General features: G+C 32.2%; 23 protein-coding genes and 1 pseudogene. 18 read left to right on the plus strand and 6 right to left on the minus strand.

The features are described 5' to 3' along the window. The first annotated feature begins 11 nt into the window (after positions 1 to 11). Positions 12 to 1,106, plus strand: a complete 1,095-nt coding sequence (locus tag ACFWM3_RS18940; RefSeq protein ID WP_056471674.1) for a tartrate dehydrogenase — start codon at positions 12 to 14, stop codon at positions 1,104 to 1,106. Positions 1,107 to 1,185: 79 nt separating this feature from the next. Here the strand turns inward: ACFWM3_RS18940 and ACFWM3_RS18945 are convergent, their stop codons facing one another. Continuing rightward, positions 1,186 to 2,544, minus strand: coding sequence for a sigma-54 interaction domain-containing protein (locus tag ACFWM3_RS18945; RefSeq protein WP_390312470.1), 1,359 nt, complete (start codon positions 2,542 to 2,544; stop codon positions 1,186 to 1,188). 138 nt (positions 2,545 to 2,682) lie between these two features. Between ACFWM3_RS18945 and ACFWM3_RS18950 the strand changes: the two genes are divergently transcribed. Genes ACFWM3_RS18950 through ACFWM3_RS18960 form a run of 3 tightly spaced genes read left to right on the plus strand, consistent with a single transcriptional unit; the run spans position 2,683 to position 4,945 of the window. Continuing rightward, entirely contained in the window at positions 2,683 to 2,871 is a 189-nt protein-coding gene (locus ACFWM3_RS18950) for a DUF3311 domain-containing protein (RefSeq protein ID WP_056471680.1), read from the plus strand. Next, positions 2,868 to 4,343 carry a sodium:solute symporter family protein gene (locus ACFWM3_RS18955; protein ID WP_056471683.1) on the plus strand — a complete coding sequence of 492 codons (1,476 nt, stop codon included), beginning with the start codon at positions 2,868 to 2,870 and terminating at the stop codon, positions 4,341 to 4,343. Before ACFWM3_RS18950 ends, ACFWM3_RS18955 begins: the two co-directional genes overlap by 4 nt. 5 nt (positions 4,344 to 4,348) lie before the next feature. Further along, complete coding sequence (locus tag ACFWM3_RS18960) at positions 4,349 to 4,945, plus strand: GDSL-type esterase/lipase family protein (RefSeq protein WP_390312471.1); 597 nt, start codon at positions 4,349 to 4,351, stop codon at positions 4,943 to 4,945. Positions 4,946 to 5,133: 188 nt separating this feature from the next. Here ACFWM3_RS18960 and ACFWM3_RS18965 read toward each other — a convergent pair whose 3' ends face one another. Next, entirely contained in the window at positions 5,134 to 5,376 is a 243-nt protein-coding gene (locus ACFWM3_RS18965) for a DUF2584 family protein (RefSeq protein ID WP_056471688.1), read from the minus strand. Between the two features lie 138 nt (positions 5,377 to 5,514). Between ACFWM3_RS18965 and ACFWM3_RS18970 the strand changes: the two genes are divergently transcribed. From ACFWM3_RS18970 to ACFWM3_RS18990, 5 genes are all read left to right on the plus strand, one after another. Beyond that, positions 5,515 to 6,420: a phosphotransferase enzyme family protein gene (locus ACFWM3_RS18970; protein WP_390312472.1), complete on the plus strand. Its 906-nt coding sequence runs from the start codon at positions 5,515 to 5,517 to the stop codon at positions 6,418 to 6,420. A 165-nt stretch (positions 6,421 to 6,585) separates the two neighbouring features. Further along, positions 6,586 to 6,780 carry a hypothetical protein gene (locus ACFWM3_RS18975; protein WP_056471692.1) on the plus strand — a complete coding sequence of 65 codons (195 nt, stop codon included), beginning with the start codon at positions 6,586 to 6,588 and terminating at the stop codon, positions 6,778 to 6,780. 449 nt (positions 6,781 to 7,229) lie between these two features. Next, complete coding sequence (locus ACFWM3_RS18980) at positions 7,230 to 7,625, plus strand: hypothetical protein (RefSeq protein ID WP_056471695.1); 396 nt, start codon at positions 7,230 to 7,232, stop codon at positions 7,623 to 7,625. Between the two features lie 42 nt (positions 7,626 to 7,667). Beyond that, the gene (locus ACFWM3_RS18985) at positions 7,668 to 8,135 is read left to right on the plus strand and encodes a flavodoxin (RefSeq protein WP_056471699.1); all 468 of its coding nucleotides are present in this window, start codon (positions 7,668 to 7,670) and stop codon (positions 8,133 to 8,135) included. Next, positions 8,132 to 9,025 carry a WD40/YVTN/BNR-like repeat-containing protein gene (locus tag ACFWM3_RS18990; RefSeq protein WP_390312473.1) on the plus strand — a complete coding sequence of 298 codons (894 nt, stop codon included), beginning with the start codon at positions 8,132 to 8,134 and terminating at the stop codon, positions 9,023 to 9,025. The genes ACFWM3_RS18985 and ACFWM3_RS18990 overlap by 4 nt, the downstream gene beginning before the upstream one ends. Positions 9,026 to 9,562: 537 nt before the next feature. On the opposite strand, the gene ACFWM3_RS18995 is transcribed toward ACFWM3_RS18990, so the two are convergent. Beyond that, positions 9,563 to 10,324 carry a DeoR/GlpR family DNA-binding transcription regulator gene (locus tag ACFWM3_RS18995; RefSeq protein WP_390312474.1) on the minus strand — a complete coding sequence of 254 codons (762 nt, stop codon included), beginning with the start codon at positions 10,322 to 10,324 and terminating at the stop codon, positions 9,563 to 9,565. A 216-nt stretch (positions 10,325 to 10,540) separates the two neighbouring features. On the opposite strand from ACFWM3_RS18995, the gene ACFWM3_RS19000 reads away from it, so the two are divergent. The 6 genes from ACFWM3_RS19000 to pbfA are packed head-to-tail and all read left to right on the plus strand — an operon-like array spanning position 10,541 to position 17,218. Further along, entirely contained in the window at positions 10,541 to 11,293 is a 753-nt protein-coding gene (locus ACFWM3_RS19000; protein ID WP_390312475.1) for an ABC transporter ATP-binding protein, read from the plus strand. Then, the gene (locus ACFWM3_RS19005; protein ID WP_390312476.1) at positions 11,286 to 12,911 is read left to right on the plus strand and encodes an ABC transporter permease subunit; all 1,626 of its coding nucleotides are present in this window, start codon (positions 11,286 to 11,288) and stop codon (positions 12,909 to 12,911) included. The genes ACFWM3_RS19000 and ACFWM3_RS19005 overlap by 8 nt, the downstream gene beginning before the upstream one ends. Before the next feature lie 40 nt (positions 12,912 to 12,951). After that, positions 12,952 to 13,944 carry an extracellular solute-binding protein gene (locus ACFWM3_RS19010; protein ID WP_390312477.1) on the plus strand — a complete coding sequence of 331 codons (993 nt, stop codon included), beginning with the start codon at positions 12,952 to 12,954 and terminating at the stop codon, positions 13,942 to 13,944. A gap of 21 nt (positions 13,945 to 13,965) precedes the next feature. Beyond that, positions 13,966 to 15,060: a 2-aminoethylphosphonate--pyruvate transaminase gene (locus ACFWM3_RS19015; RefSeq protein WP_390312478.1), complete on the plus strand. Its 1,095-nt coding sequence runs from the start codon at positions 13,966 to 13,968 to the stop codon at positions 15,058 to 15,060. Continuing rightward, the gene (gene phnX / locus ACFWM3_RS19020) at positions 15,057 to 15,872 is read left to right on the plus strand and encodes a phosphonoacetaldehyde hydrolase (protein WP_390312479.1); all 816 of its coding nucleotides are present in this window, start codon (positions 15,057 to 15,059) and stop codon (positions 15,870 to 15,872) included. The genes ACFWM3_RS19015 and phnX overlap by 4 nt, the downstream gene beginning before the upstream one ends. Further along, complete coding sequence (gene pbfA / locus ACFWM3_RS19025; protein WP_390312480.1) at positions 15,866 to 17,218, plus strand: (R)-1-hydroxy-2-aminoethylphosphonate ammonia-lyase; 1,353 nt, start codon at positions 15,866 to 15,868, stop codon at positions 17,216 to 17,218. The genes phnX and pbfA overlap by 7 nt, the downstream gene beginning before the upstream one ends. Before the next feature lie 374 nt (positions 17,219 to 17,592). Here pbfA and ACFWM3_RS19030 read toward each other — a convergent pair whose 3' ends face one another. Both ACFWM3_RS19030 and ACFWM3_RS19035 read right to left on the minus strand, forming a co-directional pair. Further along, on the minus strand, positions 17,593 to 18,027 hold the full coding sequence (locus ACFWM3_RS19030) for an SRPBCC domain-containing protein (RefSeq protein WP_056471725.1): 435 nt from the start codon (positions 18,025 to 18,027) through the stop codon (positions 17,593 to 17,595). Between the two features lie 207 nt (positions 18,028 to 18,234). Then, positions 18,235 to 19,788: pseudogene (locus tag ACFWM3_RS19035) on the minus strand (catalase); the annotation flags it as partial. Positions 19,789 to 19,993: 205 nt separating this feature from the next. Here ACFWM3_RS19035 and ACFWM3_RS19040 point away from each other — a divergent pair. Beyond that, positions 19,994 to 20,521: an SH3 domain-containing protein gene (locus tag ACFWM3_RS19040; RefSeq protein ID WP_335408546.1), complete on the plus strand. Its 528-nt coding sequence runs from the start codon at positions 19,994 to 19,996 to the stop codon at positions 20,519 to 20,521. Positions 20,522 to 20,669: 148 nt separating this feature from the next. Here the strand turns inward: ACFWM3_RS19040 and ACFWM3_RS19045 are convergent, their stop codons facing one another. After that, complete coding sequence (locus ACFWM3_RS19045) at positions 20,670 to 21,191, minus strand: cupin domain-containing protein (RefSeq protein WP_056472096.1); 522 nt, start codon at positions 21,189 to 21,191, stop codon at positions 20,670 to 20,672. A gap of 216 nt (positions 21,192 to 21,407) precedes the next feature. Between ACFWM3_RS19045 and ACFWM3_RS19050 the strand changes: the two genes are divergently transcribed. Further along, on the plus strand, positions 21,408 to 21,860 hold the full coding sequence (locus ACFWM3_RS19050; RefSeq protein WP_390312481.1) for a hypothetical protein: 453 nt from the start codon (positions 21,408 to 21,410) through the stop codon (positions 21,858 to 21,860). A 179-nt stretch (positions 21,861 to 22,039) separates the two neighbouring features. Then, a complete protein-coding gene (locus ACFWM3_RS19055; protein ID WP_390312482.1) occupies positions 22,040 to 22,759 on the plus strand; it encodes a YebC/PmpR family DNA-binding transcriptional regulator in 720 nt (239 codons plus the stop codon). The last annotated feature ends 362 nt before the right edge of the window (positions 22,760 to 23,121 follow it).

Below are 23,121 nucleotides of genomic sequence, written 5' to 3' on the forward strand. Positions count from 1 at the left end.
GGAAATCTGATATGAAAATTCATAAAATAGCAGTTATTCCAGGGGATGGAATAGGTCCAGAAGTGATTAATGAAGGTGTGAAAGTATTAAATAAAATTGCTAGTTTCGATGATTCATTTAAATTCGAATTTACATCTTTTCCTTGGGGATGTGAATACTATGCCCAATTCGGAAAAATGATGGATGATGATGGAATTGAAAGATTAAAAGAGTTTGAAGCAATTTATTTAGGAGCTGTCGGATTTCCTGGTGTACCTGATCATGTCTCATTGTGGGACTTGTTATTAAAAATTCGTAAAAGCTTTGATCAATACGTAAATATACGTCCTGTAACCCTATTAAAAGGAGCACCGTGTCCTCTAAGTAATATGGTAACCGAAGACATTAATATGTTATTTATCCGAGAGAATACAGAAGGCGAATATGCAGGAGCAGGTGATTGGCTATATAAAGGAAAAGAACATGAAGTAGTTTTACAAAATAGTGTTTTCTCACGCAAAGGTACTGAGCGCATTATACGTTATGCATTTGAAGTAGCCCTTAAACAAGGAAAAACATTAACAAGTATTAGTAAAGGTAATGCTTTAAACTATTCTATGGTATTTTGGGATCAAATATTTGAAGAAGTGAGCAAAGAATATCCTTCAGTAAAAACATACTCTTATCTTGTTGATGCAGCTGCTATGCTTATGATTAAAGACCCGAAACGGTTTGAAGTAGTAGTGACTTCTAATTTATTTGGTGATATTTTAACTGATTTAGGTGCAGCCATCGCAGGAGGTTTGGGTCTTGCAGCTGGAGCAAACATAAATCCCGAGAGAGAATATCCTTCAATGTTTGAACCGATTCATGGTTCAGCACCAGATATATCAGGAAAACAGATTTCTAATCCACTCGCAGCAATTTGGTCAGCTAGCCAATTGCTTGATTATTTAGGGTATGAACAGTATGGTAAGGTAATTCTTACTGCAATTGAGGAATTATTAATTGAAAAAAAATTCTTAACGCCTGATTTAGGTGGATCATCGTCAACATCAGAAGTAGGGAGTTATATCGTCGAATTGGTAGCTTCAAAACTGAATGTTTTACAGACTCAAAAAAATTAATTAGTCGTATTGGCTTCCAATAATAAAAAGGGAAATACTACAGAAGTATCTCCCTTTTAATTTAATCTTTCAAAGTCTACTAGACCTTACAATACTTTTGGATTAATTTGTTCGCTTTTGTTTGACTTAAACCAAGATCCTTTGCAACTTTACGAGAGCTTTTATGAATCTTGTAAGATTCGATAATCATTTTTTTCTCAGTTTCTTCTAAAATATTTTCTAATGAATTTTCTTCTTGGATTGTGATTTTACAATCATCAGGAATTAATTGTGATGGCAAGTCAGATAATCGGATGACAGATTCGCTAGTAATAACGAGTCTTTCAATAATATTTTCAAGTTGCCTAATATTACCTGGCCATTGAAAGGCTTCAAAAGTATTTTTTACATTTGATGAAAACGACCGGTTAACTTTGTATTTATGATTGAACTCAGTTAAGAAATGATTAGCTAATAAGGAAATATCTTTTTTTCTGTTTCTAAGTGGCGGAATTTGAATATCAATTACATTTAATCGGTAAAATAAATCTTCTCTAAACTGTTTTGATTTTACCATTTCCAAAAGATTACGGTTCGTTGCCGTTATTATACGAACGTCTGCTTTTTTTAATTCTCTGCCTCCTACTGAAAAAAAGCTACGATCTTGTAATACTTGGAGTAGTTTCGCTTGAAATTTTAAGGAAATTTCACCGATTTCGTCTAAAAAAATTGTTCCTTCATTTGCCGTTTCGAGTAAGCCGATTTTTCCATTCTTTAAGGCTCCAGTAAATGCACCAGTAGCATAACCGAATAGCTCAGATTCCAATAGGTCTTCAGGGATTGCTGCACAATTAATGGCAAGAAAAGGACCGTTTTTCCGATTACTTAAATCATGAATATATTTCGCTAGCACACCTTTTCCAGTTCCAGATTCACCTTGAATTAAAATATTTGTATCAACGGGAGCAACCTTTTTACAAAAATCAATGATATTTGTCATTTCATCATCAATTGTTAAAAATCCATTTGAATTAAATTGTTCTCTCGAATCAACCATTTCATGAATGTTATTATGAATAATAGATATATAGTTTTTTTCACGAGATGTAATGAAAATGAAATCCAATTTTTTATTAATCGGATTGAATATTGGAATGGCAGTTGTGACTAATTCCTTACCAGTATGTGTGGTTTGGTTAATTGTGACGGTATTATTTTTCTCTAAAACAATTGGAATGATGGATGGGGTCCAATACCCTTTTTCCAAAAAAATATCATTATGTTTTCCTATAATTTCGTTTTGACGTAGACCATAATGTTGTTCACACATTTTATTAACATAAATGATTTCAAGATTTCGGTTTAAAATATAAATTTCATCAGAAGAATAATTTAAAATGTTTAACAACACTTCTTTATCGAATTCTAGTATTTCTGAAAGATTAGAATAACTGTTCATAATGTATGCTCCTTTTTAAGCGCTTACAATAAGAGGCTAATATTTTACTATTTTATAAAACGAGTTTAACATAAGTCTACGAATTATTAACAGAATTTTGTAAAAAATTAACCGATTGAGAGATAAGGGGGAAATAGAATGAAATATTTTGCGATTTTTTTAACTATCTTTGCTTTCATAGGATCATTAACTATTGTGAATCGGGTGGAGCCTTACATATTAGGATTACCGTTTATTGTATTTTGGTCAGCGAGTTGGTTAGTCATTACATCTGTCTGCCTTTTTATTAGTAATGCAATTTTAGAGAAGCAGGAGGAAAATCAATGAGCATTCTATTAATTGGAATTACGTTTCTGTTAGCACTTTTTTTAGGTATACGTGCCCAAAGAGGAAGAGAAATGAAATTGGAATCATGGGTAGTGGGAGATCGAAATTTCGGTAGTATTATTATGTTTGTCCTAATGGCTGGTGAAATGTTTACAACTTTTATATTCCTAGGTGCTAGTAGTGCCTCCTATTCAATGGGGGGACCAGTAATCTATATTTTCTGTGCTGTTACTTATATTATTCCATTTTGGATTTTACCTCATATTTGGCGTTATGCGAAAAAACATAATTTATTAACTCAACCAGATTTCTTTGTTAAAAAATATAATAGTAAATCTTTAGGACTGATCGTTGCAATAGTTGGAGTAGTTTCCATTATTCCATATATGGTACTTCAACTAAATGGTATAAAAATTATTGTATCTGAAGCTTCATACGGAGCTATTTCTCCAAATTTAGCAGTATGGATTGGTGTAATTGTTGTGACAATCTTTGTTTATATCTCAGGAATTCATGGTTCAGCATTCACTGCTATATTAAAAGATATTTTGATGCTCATAACGATTTTGTTTTTAGGGATCTATTTACCTTTCCATTATTATGGTGGTGTAGAACCGATGTTTAGAACGTTAGATGCTGCTAAGCCTGGTTTCCTATTACTACCTAAGGCTGGCTATAGTATTTCTTGGTATGTGTCAGTTTGTTTAATTATTGCGCTCGGTCAATATATGTGGCCACATGTTTTCGGTGCGAGTTTATCATCAAAAGATTCAAAAACATTACGTAAAAATGCAGCACTAATACCTCTTTATCAAATTCTGATGGTTTTTATTCTTTTTATTGGCTTTACTGCACTTTTACAAATGCCACATATTCCAGGAGGACGAACTGATTTAGTTTTATTCGAAATTGCTAAAGCGACACTTCCACCTTGGTTTATTGGTGTAATTGGTTCAGCTGGTCTACTTGCAGCGTTAGTTCCTAGTTCGTTGTTATTATTAACGGCTTCAACATTACTTTCTAAAAATATTTATAAAGTAATAAAACCTGATACAAGTGAAGCGAAATTAGCGGGACTTACAAGAATCTTAGTTCCGATCATAGCTTTAATAGCATTAGTCTTTACGTTCTATGGTGGTAAGACAATGCTTTCTCTTTTATTGATGGCATATAGTTTTGTCTTACAATTGTTCCCTGCATTAATTGTTACGTTTTTAAAACGTAATCCGGTTACAAAAATTGGAGCAGTAGCAGGGATACTATCTGGCCTTACTACAGTTGCATACGTAACAATAAAAAATACAACATTTGGGACATTATTCCCACATGCACCTCAATTTTTAAAAGATTTTGATTCAGGATTTATTGCATTTACGATTAATATCATCTTTATGTTTGGAGTTAGTGGAATTGTTTACTTAGTAAAAATAAGACCAAGAGTAGGTCAAAAAGCTATAAAAGAACAATGGTGAGAAAGATGAAAATTGTATGTATAGGTGATAGTCTTACAGAGGGTTTAGGAATATCAAAAGTTGATGCATGGCCAACTATCCTTCAAAACGAATTATCAGTCGAGATTATTAATAAAGGAATTTCAGGTGATACAAGTACTGGAATGTTGTCACGATTTTACCATGATGTCGTATTAAACAATCCATCACATGTTATTATTTGTGCAGGTGGGAATGATTTGTGGTGGGAAGTTGAAATAAAATATATACTTTCAAATATTTATTCGATGGTAAAGCAAGCAATTCACAATGGAATTCAACCTATTGTAGCAATCCATCCACCAATTCACATAGATCTTATCAATCATGAAGAAGTATGGGAACCGATTTCTGGTTTTGAAACATTCGTGTTGAAGGCACAAGAGCTAGCCAATCGAATCGAGCAAATGGTAAAAGTAAATCAATTTAAACTTATTGATTTTCGAATTCCATTTCAACATCATCAGAATCTAAAATCAAAGTTTTTTGAAGCCACTGATGGAGTACATCCAAACGAACTTGGACATAATGCTTTAGCAAAACAAGCATATCAAACGATTATACAGTTAAATAATGATTATTAATAAGGTTTCAAATGAACGGATAGCGAATTAAAGCTATCCGTTTATTTGAACCTACAAAATAATGTACATATTTGCGCAAACTACAATCTTTTTCTTAGCTGTTAATTCAAATTTTTTTTATTTTTACTAAAAAAAGGACTGTATTTTTGACTGTCGTTTTAGGTTCTAATATAAGTAGTGGTGTCTTTTTAATTAACTGTATCAATTGCTTTTAGTTCATAAAGCATATATGTATTGTTATTTCTCCATTCGATTTTCTCAATAACAGCTACTCCAAAAGGTTTTTCATCACTCTTTCGGGTGACGTTGATTGGTGTGTCAATGGGATATAAATGGTATCCGTTTTGCTCTAGCGTGAATAGATTGTTTTCGTGTCTAACGGCGTGATCGTTCGTTACAATTAACCAATTAAATTCAAATGGCATACTCATATTTTGAAAACTCCTTAAATTGAATAGTAGAATATTTTATATAGAAAAGATTAAACACTTAAAAATATCTTAATATATTTTTGTTCTGAACACAAAAATGGGATTGTATAAAATTTTATAAGATAGTAGGGACTTTTAATGAAAAGGAAGCAAAGTAATCAAGTTCGGTTAGGCGGAGGGCTTCAAAATGATGTATTTTATGATAAAGACTATAATAGGGTGGTTAGGCAGTCTAAATTAGGAAAAACAAAAGAAATGGTGTTACAGGAAATTGATTTTATAAATTTTTTACATATGCAAGGAGTAAATGTCCCAAGAGCGGATCGTAATTTAAGAGAAGAAGATGGAAGAGTCATAACTTATTTTGAGTATATTGATGGCGAACAAATTGATGTGACAAACCCTAACCATTGGAATAAACACCTGTTTGAACAATGGGGTAAAAAATTGGGGAAGATACATTCTTTAGCCAAGAAGTATAAATTAAGTGAAGTTCATCGTCCTATCTGGTCACCGAATCGTATTGATGTTTTTGGCATTAGAGATCAGTTAGTTCCTAATATGAAAGGGATTTATGATAAACACATGGAAAAGCTCTCAGAATTTAGTGTGACATCCGATACATTTGGAATGATTCATAATGATTTTCATCAAGGGAATATAATTTTAGTCGGTAATACTCTCTTTTCGATTGATTTTGATGATTGTGCATTTAATTGGTTCGCACAGGATATTGCTACAGCTTTTTATCATGCGTATTGGCAACAGAACTCTTTTAATAAAATAAGTGATCAGTTTATTGAGACATTTATGGTTAACTTCTTTAAAGGATATAAACTAGAAAACTTTCTTCATAATGACATAGTAAAACAAATCCCGATTTTTCTTAAATTGAGAGAAATATTTTTGCACCATTTATTTGTCCACAAATGGGATATGAATCGATTAGAAGAGTGGCAAAAATATACACTTATTGATTTAGAAAATAAGATTAAAAATGATGTGCCATATGCAGATATTATAGATTTTTCGATTTATCAATAATGGAAGCCATAGGATAGCTCTAGTTATAATAACCTAGCTATCCTTTTAATTTTTTTAAACTTTTACATATACTCATAAACGTATGGTCATTGATTCGTTAATTCGACTATATAATAAAACAAACAGTATTTTTTGTAGTTGCTTTATTGAAAGGGGCTGATGTTTATGCGAAGAAATAAGAATGCGGCTCTTATTGTTATTTTATGGTTATGTATGGTGCTTTTTATAGTTATAAATGCAATACGTCATATTCGAGTATATATGGTTTACAGTTCAGGCTTAATGCCTTTTATTGTTTGTGGAATGATTATTTTTGCGATTATTATCCTTTATGTAAGGGGTTCGAATCAGCGAAGATAAAGTGTTTTATTGAAGCCATTATGTCAATTTAGTAAAGTAATTGAGACAGTATATGGTTGCATTTTAAAAATTCCGTTCTTATTCTCATATGTATAAGAGTGCTGCGACGCGCGTTTTTTAGTATGCTGTTTAATAACTATGAGTCTTGCCAATTAGGCAAGGCTCTTTTTTTGTTGGGGATGAAGTTTTTATGTCACTAAAAAAATACCGGAAAGGGAAGCATTTGCCCTTAAAATCATTTTGGATACGCTCGTTTTCTCTTGTAAATACAGATTTATAAATCAGTCATAAAGAAAAAGAATTAAAAATATAATTGACACTGATAATCATTATCATATAAAATTACAATTGAAAATGATTATCAATATCAAATTGTGATTGATGATTAATTCTCTTATTAAAAATAAATAATCACGATGGATATGAAAGAGCCATTAAGGAGGCAGTTGATGGATAAACATTTCATTATTTTAGAGTCATTTCATCAGCAAGTAACATGTTGTTGTCCAGGTCAAAAGCATCAACACGTAATTGAATTTAGTGAGGGCGATTTATGGACGATGACTAGTGAGAGAAAATATGTTGATTGCTTAGGATGGCATTATTTAGTTGATAACAACAATGATTTTGAATTTTACTTGCATGTTGAAGACATACAAAGCTTATACGAAAGTGGTGTACTTTGTTCCATCTGGGATATAGATCTTAAAATAAATCATTTGAATTTTAAAATTAACGAAGCACTTGATGTGAATGATCGAGAGTCATTTCTTACAATTGCAAATGAATTACGTAGTTTAAAAGAATTAAAGAATAAATTCTTCACAAATAAAGATGCTGTTTAAATCATTGTCATAAATAAAACGTATGGATGAGGAGAGAGTAGAATGGCTAAAATTTTAATCGCTTTTGCGAGTATGTCAGGTAACACAGAGGAAATAGCTGAGTTAATTAAATCAAGTATAGATACAATGGGCCATGATATAGAGATGAAAGAAATTGAAAATATCAACACCCAGAAATTATTAGAATTTGATGGAATCATATTAGGGGCTTATACATGGGGAGACGGAGAGCTTCCGTACGAAGTAGAAGATTTTTACGATGACATTGAAACCTTAAATTTAACTGGTAAAAAAGCTGCGGTATTTGGATCGGGTGATCATGCTTATCCTAAGTTTTGCGCTGCAGTAGATCTATTAGAAGAGAGATTAAAAGAATGTGGTGCTGAAATAATAGAGGAAGGATTAAAAGTAGAATTAGCACCGGAAACGGAAGAAGACATTGATCGTTGTGTTACATTTGCAATTAACTATATTAGCCAGTTTGAAGATCAATTTGAGGGAACTGTATGAATAACATGTTCAGTTCTACAGCAGTAACAAGAACTGAAAATGGTAGTACGATTATAGCTACTGTAAATAATGGAATGATCATCGATTATGATGGAAACAGGACTTACAACTTTCCATTAATAAAAAATCAAATTCGTGATCTGAAAAGTGTAGGACGAATTGTATATGGTGTTGGAGATAACGGGCTGTTTATTAAGAGTCTAAATGAAGGTAAAGACTGGATCATCAAGCAGTTTCCTACAAAAGCAAGTATATGGAGTGTATGTTGTAATTCGAACGGACTGGTCGTAGCACATGGAGATAAAGTAATTTACATATCAACAAACTTTGGTGAAACTTGGAAAATCATTTCTCTATTTAAAGTAAGTAAACCACCATCCATACGCTCTTTATGCTTACATGGCAGTAGGTTATTTATTGGTACAAAAATTCATCCAACTGATGGTGGAATTTGGATGTTAGACTTACGCACATATAATTTCATAAGAGTGAAAGCGGAGTCTGATAAAATGATTTCATCGATGCTAGTAAATAATGGACTATTCGTTACGGTCAGTGGTTCATGTAGGGGAAGCGATGGAGTTGTAGAATACTTACCTATCAAAAGTCTTTACCAAGAAAACTGTCGTTGGAATCAATGCTACAGTACAAAAAGCAATGGAAGTTATTTAGATATTAGTGCGCATAATGGAATCGTGTACACAACCTCCAGTCAAAATGATTCAGGCTATAGCACCGTTTCAAGGGTATACTTAGAAAATCAATTAATTGTTCCGTGCGATTACGTAAAAGGTCATGGCTGGAGAATCTGCAATGAAAATGAAAATTACATCGTAGCTGGACAATATGAAACTAGATTTTTTGAAAAAGATTCTAAGAGAGTATGTTGAAAAAGGTAGAATATGGGGGTTCCATTAGTCACAGAGGCTGACAGATGGAATCCCTTTTTTATTTGAACAGTTTTAAGATCTGAAGGCTGTTAATATACGTAGCTGTGGGGTATCCTAGCGGTGTTAGTCATTTGTAATTGATATTATCGCTCACCTTTATGGATGATTAGCGGGTTTTATCAATTTTTTATTCGATATAGAAAGAATTAGAGCAAATTGGTAATTTTCTATTTTTGAAAGTACCTGATTTCTATAAGTTTTAGGTCATAACACCTTTACTGGTATGGGTAATTTTTTATTTTAATTGCTGTTTCGAGTAATTTAGTTGCAGTTTTCCCAATTTTAATTACGATTCTTGTAATTTAATTGCGGTTTTGCCATTTTTAATTGCGATTCTCGGAATTTAATTGCACCCAGCTGTTTATTTGCACTTTTCTACGACTTATTTGCAGCCCTCCCTGATTGTATTCAACACTACTTATCTTATAAATGAAAGCAGGAGGGTTCCCTTAAAATTGGGAACCCTCCTGCTTTTATCTATTCTGCAATTACCAGATTTGTATTTGTCTTATTAAATTTAGAAATAAAACTTTTATTTATATGAGAATCCGTAATGATATAATCAATTTTTTCAAGCGGTGCTATATGAACAGTGACGTTCTTACCGAATTTTGTGCTGTCAGCTGCTACATAATTAAGGTTGGATAACTCAATTATTTTCTTCCTTGTAATAGCCTCTTCTAAATTATAATCGGAAATTCCTTTTTCAATGGTAATTCCACTCGCGCATATAAACGACTTTAGAATATTTAATTCATTAAAATTAAATAAGTAATCGTACGTAACAACCGATTGTTCATTTCGTCTAATTTTACCACCGATTATGATCAATTCAATTGAGCTATTCATTAGCTCATTGATGATTGGGATCGAATTCGTAACGACTGTTAAATTCTTTTTATCTTTAATATATTTCGCAATTTGGAGTGTAGTAGAGCCACTATCTAAATAGATACAATCTCCATCTTCAATATGTTCAGTGCATTTCTTTGCAATCTTTTCTTTTTCCTCTAGGTGACTTACCATTCTTTCTTCCATAGATGATTCAAAAAACTTCGATTCAGCTATTTTCGCACCACCATATATTTTCTCTATTTTACCTTGTTTTTCAAGTAGATTTAAATCTCTTCGTAAAGTATCAGTAGATATATTTAGAGCTTCAGTTAGCTCAGTTATTTTTAAAACATTATTTGATTTTAATAAATCGATTATTTTATTTTGTCTTTCAAGTGGAAACATAACCTCACCCATTCAGTATTTATTAAGACTTGCTTTCAGTTTAATGAAACGAATGCAGATTATCAATAGTAGGTATGCAAATGTTTGGTTAATTAAATGTAAATATGCGCATGAATTATGCAAAACTTACTGATAATTTACATATTATTTACTTAAAAAGCTAATTGGATTTACATATGAATTTTATACTAAGTTTGTACTTAAGGGGGTGGCAGTTTGCTGAAACTACAAAATGTTAGCAAACAGTTTGATAAAAAAGTCGTATTAACAGATATAAATCTTGAAATTAAAACTGGAGAAATCGTCTCATTATTAGGACCAAGTGGAAGTGGTAAAACTACTTTATTAAATTTAATTCTCGGTCTAACGCAAATGGATCAAGGTCAAATAATATTCAATGATGTAGATATTACAAAAACACCAATGAAAAATAGAGGATTCAATATTGTTTTCCAAGATTATGCACTTTTTCCTAACTTGAATTCATATGAAAACATTGTTTATGGATTAAGAAATAAGAAAGGTCTTGTATCGGATCAAGAATTACAGGAATATATTGACTTCTTAGAATTAAAACCCCATTTAAATAAGAAAATAGGAGAGCTATCTGGGGGGCAGAAACAAAGAGTTGCACTTGCAAGAACATTAGTAACGAAGCCAAAAATTTTACTATTAGATGAACCGTTAAGTGCACTAGATGGTGTCATAAAAGAATCAATTAAAGAACGAATTAAATCGATCGCAAGAGAATTTAAACTAACTACGATTATCGTTACACATGATCCAGAAGAAGCTTTAACTTTATCAGATAAAATTTTAATTATTAATGAAGGTGAAATTTCACAATTTGGAACGCCAAGTGAAATCATAAACCAACCAAGTAATCGATTTGTTGAAGAGTTTATTTTAAAACAGCTTCAAATTAAGAGACATAATATTTACAACTTATTTGGTGAGAAATATGCATAAAGTAAAGCCGGAAATGCGAGTTATTTATTTAGCAATATTACTATTATTTGTCTCATTTCTATTACTACCATTAATCATATTATTTTATCGCTCGTTCGAAACGGATCATGGTTTTGGGATAAATAACTATTTAACAATCTTGTCAGACAAAACCTTAATACAAGCAATTGGAAATAGTATAAAAGTTTCTACGATTACAGCTTGTATTAGTACTTTCTTAGCTTTTATTCTGGCATATTCAATTAACTGTACTAAATTGATCCAACCTTTAAAAGGATTTATGAAAATCGTTATTCTCATACCAATGTTGCTTCCAACGATCACTTATGGATTCGCGATCATTTATTCGTTTGGTCAACAAGGTTTAATAACAAAACTACTAGGAAAAAACTTATTTGAAATTTATGGGTTTAATGGATTGTTAATTGGATACGTCATTTATACATTACCAGCAGCATTCCTATTAATTAATAATTCTTTTAAATATATTGATAAAAAATTTATGGTTGTTTCTGAACTGATGGGTGACGGTCCATTTAGAAGCTTCAAAAATGCAATTATTCGCCCATTACTTGGAACGCTTGGTGGAGCTTTTGTTCTTTCCTTTATTTTAAGCTTTACAGATTACGGTATTCCAGCTTCAGTAGGTGGTACATATTACGTTGTAGCTACGCAGTTATATCAAGTTATGCTTGGATCAATTCCTAATTTTAATAATGGTGCAGTAATTGCAGTATTAATGCTAGTTCCAGCTGTATTTGGCGTTTTATTACTAAACTATCTTGAAAAATTCAATTTTCATTACGACAAGTTTACAAACGTTGAAATGCTTTCCAATAAAGTACGAGATATTTGTTTCGGGATCATTTCTACAATCATTTTAGTTGGAATCCTGTCAGTATTTGCAGTAATGTTCATCATTCCATTTTTTATTAGTTATCCATTTAAATTAACTTTTACGCTACAACATTTCGTAGATGCTTTTCAATCTAGTGATTTAATTGGAGTTTATAAAAACTCGTTATATGTTTCAGTTGTAACAGCAATACTAGGAACCCTTGTTGCATATAGCTCGGCACTATTAAATGTGCGAACAGCTATAAAAAGTAAATCTAAGTTAGTCATTGATTTAGTTTCGATGCTAACAAATACTGTTCCAGGAATGGTTTTAGGTTTATCGTATTTACTATTTTTCAATAATAGTAGTTTAAAAGGAACATTTGCAATTATCATTCTTTGCAATATTGTTCATTTCTTTACTACACCATATCTATTAGCGAAAAACTCATTATCAAAAATGAATCCTGGTTGGGAGACTACTGGAGAATTAATGGGGGATTCATGGTTTAAAACAATTTACAGAGTTGTTTTACCAAACTCTAAATCAACAGTTTTTGAAATGATTAGTTACTATTTTATCAATTCAATGGTAACGGTAAGTGGGATCATTTTCTTAATAACTGCTGAAACTTCATTGGTTGCAAGCAAAATTAAAGAACTTCAGCATTTCCAAAAATACGATGAAATATTTGTATTATCTCTATTAATCTTTTTCACGAATTTAATCGTCAAATTGATCTGTGACTATTTCCAACGAAAAAGTGTTATTCAGGGATAATCAATGATTTATAAAAAATAAAAATAAGTGGGGTTATTTTATGTTTAAGAAATTTAAAGGAATTATCTTGTCGTTGTTAGCCTTATGTTTAGTTTTTTCATTAACTGCATGTAATAGTTCAAAAACAAATGCCTCAGGAAAAGTTGTTATTTATACGAATGGTGATGAAGAAGCCATTACATCAATGGAAACTGCTTTAAAGAAAGCAGGTTATGAAGGAAAGTATGTGTTCCAAACTTTTGGAACTTCTGAATTAGGTGGAAAACTAATGGCAGAAGGTGACAAAATCGAAGCGAACTTAGTAACAATGAGTTCATATTTCTTAGATAGTGCTCAAGAAAAACACAATATGTTTGAAGACTTAACGTTTAAAACAAATTCACTTGAGAAATACCCTACATTTTATACACCAATTTTAGCTAATACAGGATCAATCTTTGTAAATACAAAAGTAATGAAAGAAAAAGGCTTACCAATGCCGACTTCAATTAAAGATTTAGCAAAACCAGAATTTAAAGGCTTAGTATCAATTCCAAATATTATGGATTCTTCAACTGGATGGTTATTAATTCAAGCAATTATTACTCAGTATGGAGAAGTAGAAGGTAAAACAATTTTACATGATTTAATCACAAACTGTGGTCCACATTTAGAGAGCTCAGGTTCAGGTCCAATTAAGAAAGTAGAAGCTGGTGAGGTTGCAGCGGGTATTGGATTACGTCATCAAGCAGTATTAGATAAAAAATCAGGATTACCAATTGACTATGTAGATCCAACAGAAGGAAACTTCTCACTTACTGAATCAGTTGCAGTTGTTAAAAAAGATAAGAAATCAAATGAATTAGCGATGAAAATGGCGGAAGTAATTATTAAAGATGCTCGTAAAGATTTAATCAAAAATTACCCAGTTGCTTTATACAAAGGTGAAACTGTTAGCGACGAGCATAAACCAGCTCATTCTATGAAATTTAGTCAACCATTAACAGTTAAATTATTAGAAGAGCACCAACAGTTCTTTAATGCTGCAAAATAATTTCCAAGGGGATGAAAGACTATGAAAAACTATAAATTACTAACACCAGGCCCATTAACAACTACAAGTACGGTCAAAGAAGAAATGCTCTTTGACCGATGTACTTGGGATCAAGATTATAAAGACATTACACAAAAAATTAGAACTCAACTTTTAGAGTTAGCAAATGCATCAGAAGTAGATTATACAGTTGTTTTAATGCAAGGTAGTGGTACGTTTGCAGTTGAATCAGTTATTAGTTCAACAATCTCAAAAAATGACAAAGTATTGATTGTAACGAACGGAGCTTATGGTGAACGAATAGTAAAAATGGCTAAGTATATTGGACTTAATTTCGTTCAATATAGCATTGCATATGATGAACTACCTAAAGAAGAAGAGTTAAGGGACATTATTGAAAAAGATCAAACCATTACTCACATCGTAATGGTTCATTGCGAAACAACAACTGGTATTTTAAATCCAATTGAAATGGTGGCCGAACTTTCAAAAGAATATAGTAAGACGCTTATTATTGATGCGATGAGCAGCTTTGGTGGTATTGAAATTGACGTACAACAACTGGAAATTGATTACTTAATTAGTAGTGCGAATAAATGTATTCAAGGTGTACCAGGATTTGGGTTTGTTATAGCAAAACTAGATAAGCTTGTTCAATGTGAGGGAGTTGCTCGAAGTTTATCTTTAGATTTATTCGATCAATGGAAGGAAATGGACAAAGATGGAAAATGGAGATTCACTTCTCCGACACATGTTGTTGCAGCATTTTCAAAAGCGATTGATGAATTAATTGAAGAAGGTGGTATTTCAGCTAGATTTGCTCGTTATCAAAATAATAACCTCTTGTTAAGAAAGAGACTGAAAGAAGTTAACATTCATGCTTATATTGCAGAGGAAAACCAATCGCCAATTATTACAACCTTCTTATTTCCAAGTGAACAGTTTAGCTTTGAAAAATTCTATTACTTCATAAAGGAAAAAGGATATGTTATCTATCCTGGTAAGCTAACTGATGCTGATACATTCCGTGTAGGAAATATTGGAGAAATTTATGAAGAAGACATCCAAAGTTTATGTAATATTATCGAAGAATATATGGGAGTGGTGACAAAATGAATAAAGTTGAAGGAATTATTTTAGATTGGGCAGGAACAACTGTAGATTTCGGATGTTTTGCACCAGTAAATGTGTTTATCGATATTTTTAAAAATGCAGGAATTGAAGTAACGATGGAAGAAGCACGAGCGCCAATGGGGATGTTAAAAATCGATCATATTCGTGAAATGCTTTCAATGCCTAGAATTTCTAATCTTTGGATCGAGAAATATGAGAGACCATTCAATGAACAAGATGTAAATATTCTGTATGCAAATTTTGAGCCAGCTCTAATGGCTTCGCTATCTGATTATGCAGATCCGATTCCTGGAGTCGTCGAAGTAGTACAGGAATTAAGGAATAAAGGTCTTAAAATAGGTTCAACAACTGGCTACACAAATAAAATGATGGATGTAGTCGTTCCAAATGCTGAGACGAAAGGCTATTATCCAGACTTCTATATTACACCTGATGAAACAAATTCATTTGGTCGACCTTACCCTTATATGATTTACCGAAACATGGAAGCATTAAAGCTAACTGCTCCATGGAAAGTTGTGAAAGTAGGCGATACAATTTCGGATATTAAAGAAGGTATTAATGCAGGTGTTTGGTCTGTCGGCGTCATTATCGGAAGTTCAGAAATGGGACTTAGTTTAGAAGAGTTTAATAACTTAACAGATAGTGAGAAAGAAGCGATTATTTCAAAAACTGAACAATCATTTAGAGAAAATGGAGCAGATTTCACAATTAAATCGATGAGTGAATTACCTATGTTAATTGAAAAAATTAATGATTTTATTGTAGGCGGCGGTAAGAAGGTAACATGTTAAGCACTCATTTGAAAAGAGAAGGTGACATTAACTCAAGCCCTCTTCGCACGGAATGGATGGACCAATTAAATCAAATTAGTAGAGAAGTCATTCAAGAGGATGAGAGGGTATTTGTAAGACAATCAATGTCTACGCCCTGTCTTAATGGGATAGTCGACGCTATAGGAAGTTATCTAATTGATGTGAATGGGAAGAAATATTTAGACTTTCATGGAAATAGTTCACATCAAGTTGGCTATAAAAATCCATATGTAGTTGAAGCAATCAAAAGGCAAGTTGATGAACTCCCATTTATTCCAAGAAGATTTACATCTGAGATTGTCATTAAGGCAGCTAACGCATTAGTAAATAAAACAACTTCAAAAGATTACAAGGTTCTATTTACTCCATCTGGAAGTGCAGCTGTCGGATTAGCTCTTAAAATTGCGCGAAAGGTGACTGGGCGTCATAAAGTCATTTCGATGTGGGAATCATTCCATGGTGCTGGATTAGATGCGATTGCAGTTGGAGGGGAATATGTTTTTAAAAAGGATATAGGCCCTCTTATGCCCGGTACATTAAAAGCAATTCCCTTTAATGGATATCGTAATCTATTAAAAAGTGACTCACATGAAGACGTAGCAAATTTTTGCTTAGACCATATTGAATATATGATTGAGCATGAAGGAGAAATTGGAGCAATCTTATTAGAACCAATTCGGGCAACTGATACACATATCCCTCCAAAGTCTTATTTTAAGAGATTAAGAGAAATATGTGATCGACATGGCATCCTATTAATATTTGATGAAGTACCGACAGCCTTAATGAGAAGTGGAGCATTTTATGTTCATCAAAACTTTGAAATCGAGCCTGACATTTTAGTTCTTGGAAAAGGATTAGGTGGAGCAGTTATACCTCAAGCGGCTGTACTAACTCGCACAAAATACGATGTTGCCGAAGAAATATCGCTTGGACATTATACTTTTGAGAAACCAGCATTAGGCTGTGCAGCGATTTGTTCAACAATTGAGTATATAGATGACTACAACTTGGAAGAGAATTGTCGAGTACAATCCGGATTCGTAAAAACTAAGCTAGTTCAACTTTATGAACAGTATGAACAGATTGGAGATATTCGAGTTGCCGGATTGTTAATCTCTATTGAGTTAGTCAAGTCTCGTGATACAAAGGAAAAAAACGATGAATTAGCCGAAAAAATTCTATATTTCTGTTTAAATAATGGGCTTTCATTTAAGCTATCCGAAGGCAACTGCATCACTTGGCATCCACCTTTAATTGTTACAAAAAGTGAACTAGAGTTTGCAGTTGGACTTCTTGAAGAAGGCTTGAAAAAATTTAGTTAAATTGTATAAGTGTAGCTAATATTCTTCTTAAGAGTTTTAGCTACACTTTTTAATTAAAAAACAAAAAAGAGTAGAGACTATTAAAGTCTGAGTATCGTAAATAAATTCTGTCGCTGCAAATAAGTTTAATAGAGCTGCAAATAACGTGTCCAACGGTGCAAATAAATGGTGAAATGATTCAAATAAACAGCGAACTGCAATTAAAATACGAGAATCGCAAATAAAATTGGAGAAACTTCAATTAAAAATGTAAGCTGAAATACCTCAACTACGTATTTCAACTTACATTCTATTTACAATTAAAAAGGGGGCACCCAAGAGTTAGTTAACCTAACTGATGAGATCCCCCCATAGAATACCGTATTACTTTAAAATTATTTCACTAATCCGCCTCTTAACTTAGTTACACCAAATTCTAAATAACATTTTAAACAGCTAAGCATGAATACCCAGCCTTCTTTATTATCGATTAAATGATGAACATATTCTGGGTTGCTTTCACTAAAGCCTTCTTCCACCACTTCAATAATTGTGTTATCTTGATCCTGTTCATTTAATGTGATCGTTACGATATTTCCTTCTTCTGTAGGTCCCCAAGCAAACACAATCTTTTTATTTTCATCAACTTCGATGATCTTTATTTTGCCTTCTGCATTGTAAAGATCGTATTTTAAAGTAATGACTTTTCCTTCTTCCCATCGTTCAGAGCTAGAAGAAAACCAAAAGTTACCTATTTTAGTTGGATCAACAAATGCCTCAAATATGTCTTTTGCTGGTTTGAAAATATTAAACTTAGTCACATTATTCATTTAAGTATCAGCTCACTTTCAAATAATTTCATATGTATCATCATTGTCCTTACAAACTTATTTTAAACTGTTTTCTTTTAATTGTGAATATTGAGTCGTAATATTCAGATAATGTTCTTTTAACTTTATCTAATATTTTGTTCGTATTTTTGATAATAAACTATTACGCTAAAAAGGATAGGCTACTGCCTATCCCAATTTATACTTTTAATATCGATCCGATTCATGACCCATATTTTTGGCGTTGTCAGACGCTGCATCAGCTGCTTCCGTACTAGTGTGTTCAGTTCGATTACGATTTGCTTTTTCTAAACCTTCGCGCACTCTGCGTCCGTATTCTTCATCGGCTTTTGTAAAATAACCGACCATCGCTTCTTGAATATGAGGCTTACATACTTTTAGTGCATTTACTAAATTTGAAATTAGTTCACTTTTTTCAGTTTCGTCGAAAGCACGGTAAGTATTACCAGCTTGGATAAAGTCGTTAGGTCGATCTATTTTTTGTCGTACTAACTTATTATTGTACGCAGGTTCATGATCTTTTCCATCCTTTGGTGCTTCTTTTAATCCACCTAGTGATGAAGGTTCATAGTTTACATGTGGGTTTTGACCTGGCGCTGCGTCAACTTTATATTCCATTTGTCCATCACGTTGATTTGTTGCTACATGATTTTTTGGTGAATTAACTGGTAGTTGTAAGTAATTTGTTCCAACTCGATATCGTTGTGTATCTGAGTACGAAAAAGTACGACCCTGAAGTAATTTATCATCTGAAAAATCAAGTCCATCAACTATTACACCTGTCCCAAATGCTATTTGTTCAACTTCTGCAAAATAGTTTTCTGGATTTTTGTTTAATACCATTTTTCCAACTGGTAAAAAAGGAAACTTTTCTGGATCCCATAGTTTTGTAGGATCAAGTGGATCAAAATCAAGCTCTGGATGCTCATCATCACTCATGATCTGTACACATAATTCCCATTCTGGATATTCGCCTTTCTCAATAGCCTCGTAAAGGTCTTGAGTTGCATGATTATAATTTGTAGATTGGATTTCATCTGCTTCATGTTGCGATAGATTTTTTATTCCATGTTTTAGCGGTTCCCAATGGTATTTAATGAGAACTGCCTCGCCATCTTTGTTTACCCACTTATATGTATTAACACCGGACCCTTGCATTTGTCGATAGTTAGCTGGAATTCCCCATGGTGAAAAGAGAAATGTAACCATATGAGTAGATTCTGGTGTTAGATGAAGAAAGTCAAACATTCTTTCAGGATCAGGAAGATTTGTTACTGGATCTGGTTTAAATGAGTGAACCATATCTGGAAATTTTAAAGGATCACGAATAAAAAAGATTTTCAAATTATTACCGACTAAATCCCAATTCCCATCTTCAGTATAAAACTTTGTAGCAAAACCACGTGGATCACGTAAAGTTTCAGGAGAATGTCCACCACCTACAACTGTGGAAAATCGAACATACACAGGTGTTTTTTTTCCCTTTTCTTGAAATAATTTTGCTCTAGTATACTTAGAAATTGCGTGATCGCCTACTTTTCCATATGCCTCAAAATATCCTTGCGCTCCGGCTCCACGAGCATGCACAACGCGTTCTGGAATTCGTTCACGGTCAAAATGAGATATTTTTTCAAGAAAGTCATAGTTTTCTAAAGTTGTTGGTCCTCGATTACCAACAGTTCTTACATTTTGATTATCAGTTATTGGATGGCCTTGCCGATTCGTCAATACTTCTTCATTGTTCGCTTGATTATCCATAATTGCCTCCATTCATACAAATACAAAATTTAGAATGTCCACAAAATTGGAAGGATATGCAAATTATTCCTGTTAGATGTATCCGATCAGTACAATTGAAAAGTTTACAATTTGGATACATCTCATGACTAATTTTGAAACATTAATTCAATATTATTGAGATGTAAAGCGAGAGGAGGAATTTATAATGAAGAAAAAATTATTAAAAGCTTTTGTATCAACGATGGCCTTATCCGGTGCATTATTATTTTCAAATGGTGTAGTAGCACAGCCGACACATGTTAGTGCAGCGGTTTTAAATGCTCCGATTAGTGTATATGAGGTAACTGCAAGTGTATTAAACGTACGAAGTGCTCCAAATACAAGTTCAAAAGTAGTAGACACTTTAAGAAAGAAAGATCAAATTGAGATTGTAAAATACTATAATGCTAGCTGGGCACAAATTAAAACAACAACAACTAAAAATGGTATAGCTTATGTAAGTACTAAGTACTTACAAAAAGTACCAACTACTGTTACAACAAAATCTAATTTAAATTTACGTAGCGGTCCTAGTACAAAAAATAAAATTCTTACGGTAATTCCAAAAGGTGCAAAAGTCAGCTTCCTTGGCTATCAAACTGCAGGGAAAACTCAAATTGATTATAATTGGGCAATTGTTTCTTACAATGGTAAAAAAGGATTCGTGAGTACTAGTTATTTAAATATGAAATAGCCAGAAATAGCTAGAACCAACAATTAAAATCAAAATGACGATATATTAACAATACGATTAAAAAAGATTACCTTAATTCTGAGTTAGTTGTTTCCCTATTCCCCCAAAAAAAGAAAGTGAGCTTTTAGCTCACTTTCTTTATTTAGACCTAATAAGGAAGAACCTTATAAGCTAATTTATTAATAATCTCTTTATGTTCAGGGTATTTATTATGTAATTGCTCTTGAGTAAATAATTCAAAGTCTTTAAAATCAAATCCAGGTGAAACCATGCAGCCAACTAAGGAAAAAGTATTTTCTTCCATAACTGATGAACCGAAAATTGAATTTTTAGGTACTAAATATTGAGGCACTTCTCCACTTTCTAAATTAAGTCCTAATTTTATTTCTTCGTATTGACCATTCTCATGAATAACATGAATCGTTAATGAACTGCCTGCATGGAAATACCATAATTCGTCAGACTTTAATCTGTGAAAATGAGAAATATCATGTGATTGTAGCAAAAAATATATACTAGTATAAAGTAATCTATGATCATCATAATTTACGGTTAATTCACGATCAGATATTTGCTCCTTTGATTGATAGGTAGATTTGTAATATCCCCCTTCTGGATGTGCTTCTAGTTCAAGTTTAGAGATCCAATATTCTGGATTATTGTTAAACATTTTATCAATCCTTTCTTTTACTTCTCCCACCATATTACCTTAATTTTTGTTATTTCTATGATAAATATGTTAAAAATTATCTTATTTTAATAAAGTGAATAGTATAAATTAATTGATGAAACATTTACAAAAAGTACAGAATTTTCCCAATATACAATTTAATAGAAATAGATTACATTAAACTTATTAAATGAAAAAATATGGAGCGGAAGTTCGATGTTTAAAAAAGGGATCATATATTTAGTGGCAATCTTTACGATTTCGATCATTATTAACCAAGCTATTTTGTCTAAAGATGAAAAACCGGAAGTTAAATTTGAGTTAGCAGATAAAACAATCCCTTATAAAATAGCAAATTATTCGTGGGGAAAATTATTAGATAAAGATAAATCAACAAATGGTACATATAAAAATCTTAAAGAAGAAGTAGCTATTCCAGCATTCGAAGGAGAGCTTCTAAAGATTTATTTTTCGGAACAACCCGAAAATGTGGAAATAATAGAGCGTAGTGGGACTAAAAAAACATATATTTATGACCATAATTTAGATAATTACGGAAGTTACTCTTTCCAACTTGGATCTAAAAAAGGGGAAAGAATATATGAAGTAAAAGGTATTTGGAAGGGGAATAATTATTTTACTTATTTGATAAAAGTAAAGGTTATATAAAAATTAGGGCATTACTTCAAAATAAGAAGTAATGTTTTTTTATTTCCACTAATTTTTAGTTACGATTAATTTCGAAAAAAAGTGTAAATGAGGTATAATATTAAATGGTAAATGTTTGGCGAAAGTCAAATACATAGTAAATTAATCGTAGATTTAAAGTTGAAAGAGAGTGGAACAAGATGGGTCGTAAATGGAACAATATTAAAGAGAAGAAAGCTTCAAAAGATGCAAATACTAGTCGTATTTATGCAAAGTTTGGACGTGAAATATATGTAGCAGCGAAGCAAGGTGAGCCGGATCCAGAATCAAACCAAGCATTAAAAGTTGTACTAGAGCGTGCGAAAACTTATAGTGTACCAAAGCATATTGTTGATCGTGCGATTGAAAAAGCAAAAGGTGGTTCTGAAGAAAGTTTTGATGAACTTCGTTACGAAGGTTTCGGACCAAATGGATCAATGGTAATTGTTGATGCGCTTACTAATAATGTAAACCGTACAGCTGCAGAGGTTCGTGCTGCATTTAGCAAAAACGGTGGTAACCTTGGGGTAACAGGTTCAGTATCATATATGTTCGATGCAACGGCTGTAATTGGACTTGAAGGTAAAACTTCTGATGAAGTGCTTGAAATCTTAATGGAAGCGGATGTTGATGTTCGCGATATTTTAGAAGAAGATGATGCTGTTATTGTTTATGCTGATCAAGATCAATTCTATGCAATTCAAGAAGCGTTTAAAAATGTAGGTATTACTGAGTTTACAGTAGCTGAATTAACAATGTTAGCGCAAAGTGATATAACTCTTCCAGAAGATGGTCTTGCAAAGTTCGAAAAAATGTTAGACGTTCTTGAAGATATAGAAGATGTTCAACGTGTTTACCACAATGTAGATTTAGGTGAATAGAAGCTTAGGGTGTTGATATAACAACATTTTTGCTGAGTTAACACACCTAAAGTTGAGCATATTTTTGTTTAATTAATCATAATCAATTGAGATAAACTATAGCAAAGCTTTTTTCTAATGAAAAGGAGCTAATTCCAAATGAACAATTTGTTCGCAATAAGTGAATTTTATTTTAATCGTTCAATTACGAGTAGCTAAGTAAAAATCAACCCGATTTTTACAGCCATGATTAAAGGTTTGAAAAAGAAAGATATATTATAACAACTTAAATAAACGGAACTTTCATTAATTTGGGAGTTCCTTATTTTTTTTGTTTAGCTATCCTGACAGGAAATTTGCTTCCATTAAAATAATATTAATAA

Origin of the sequence: Gottfriedia sp. NPDC058432, assembly GCF_042721555.1 — a bacterium.
Taxonomy (GTDB): domain Bacteria; phylum Bacillota; class Bacilli; order Bacillales; family Bacillaceae_G; genus Gottfriedia.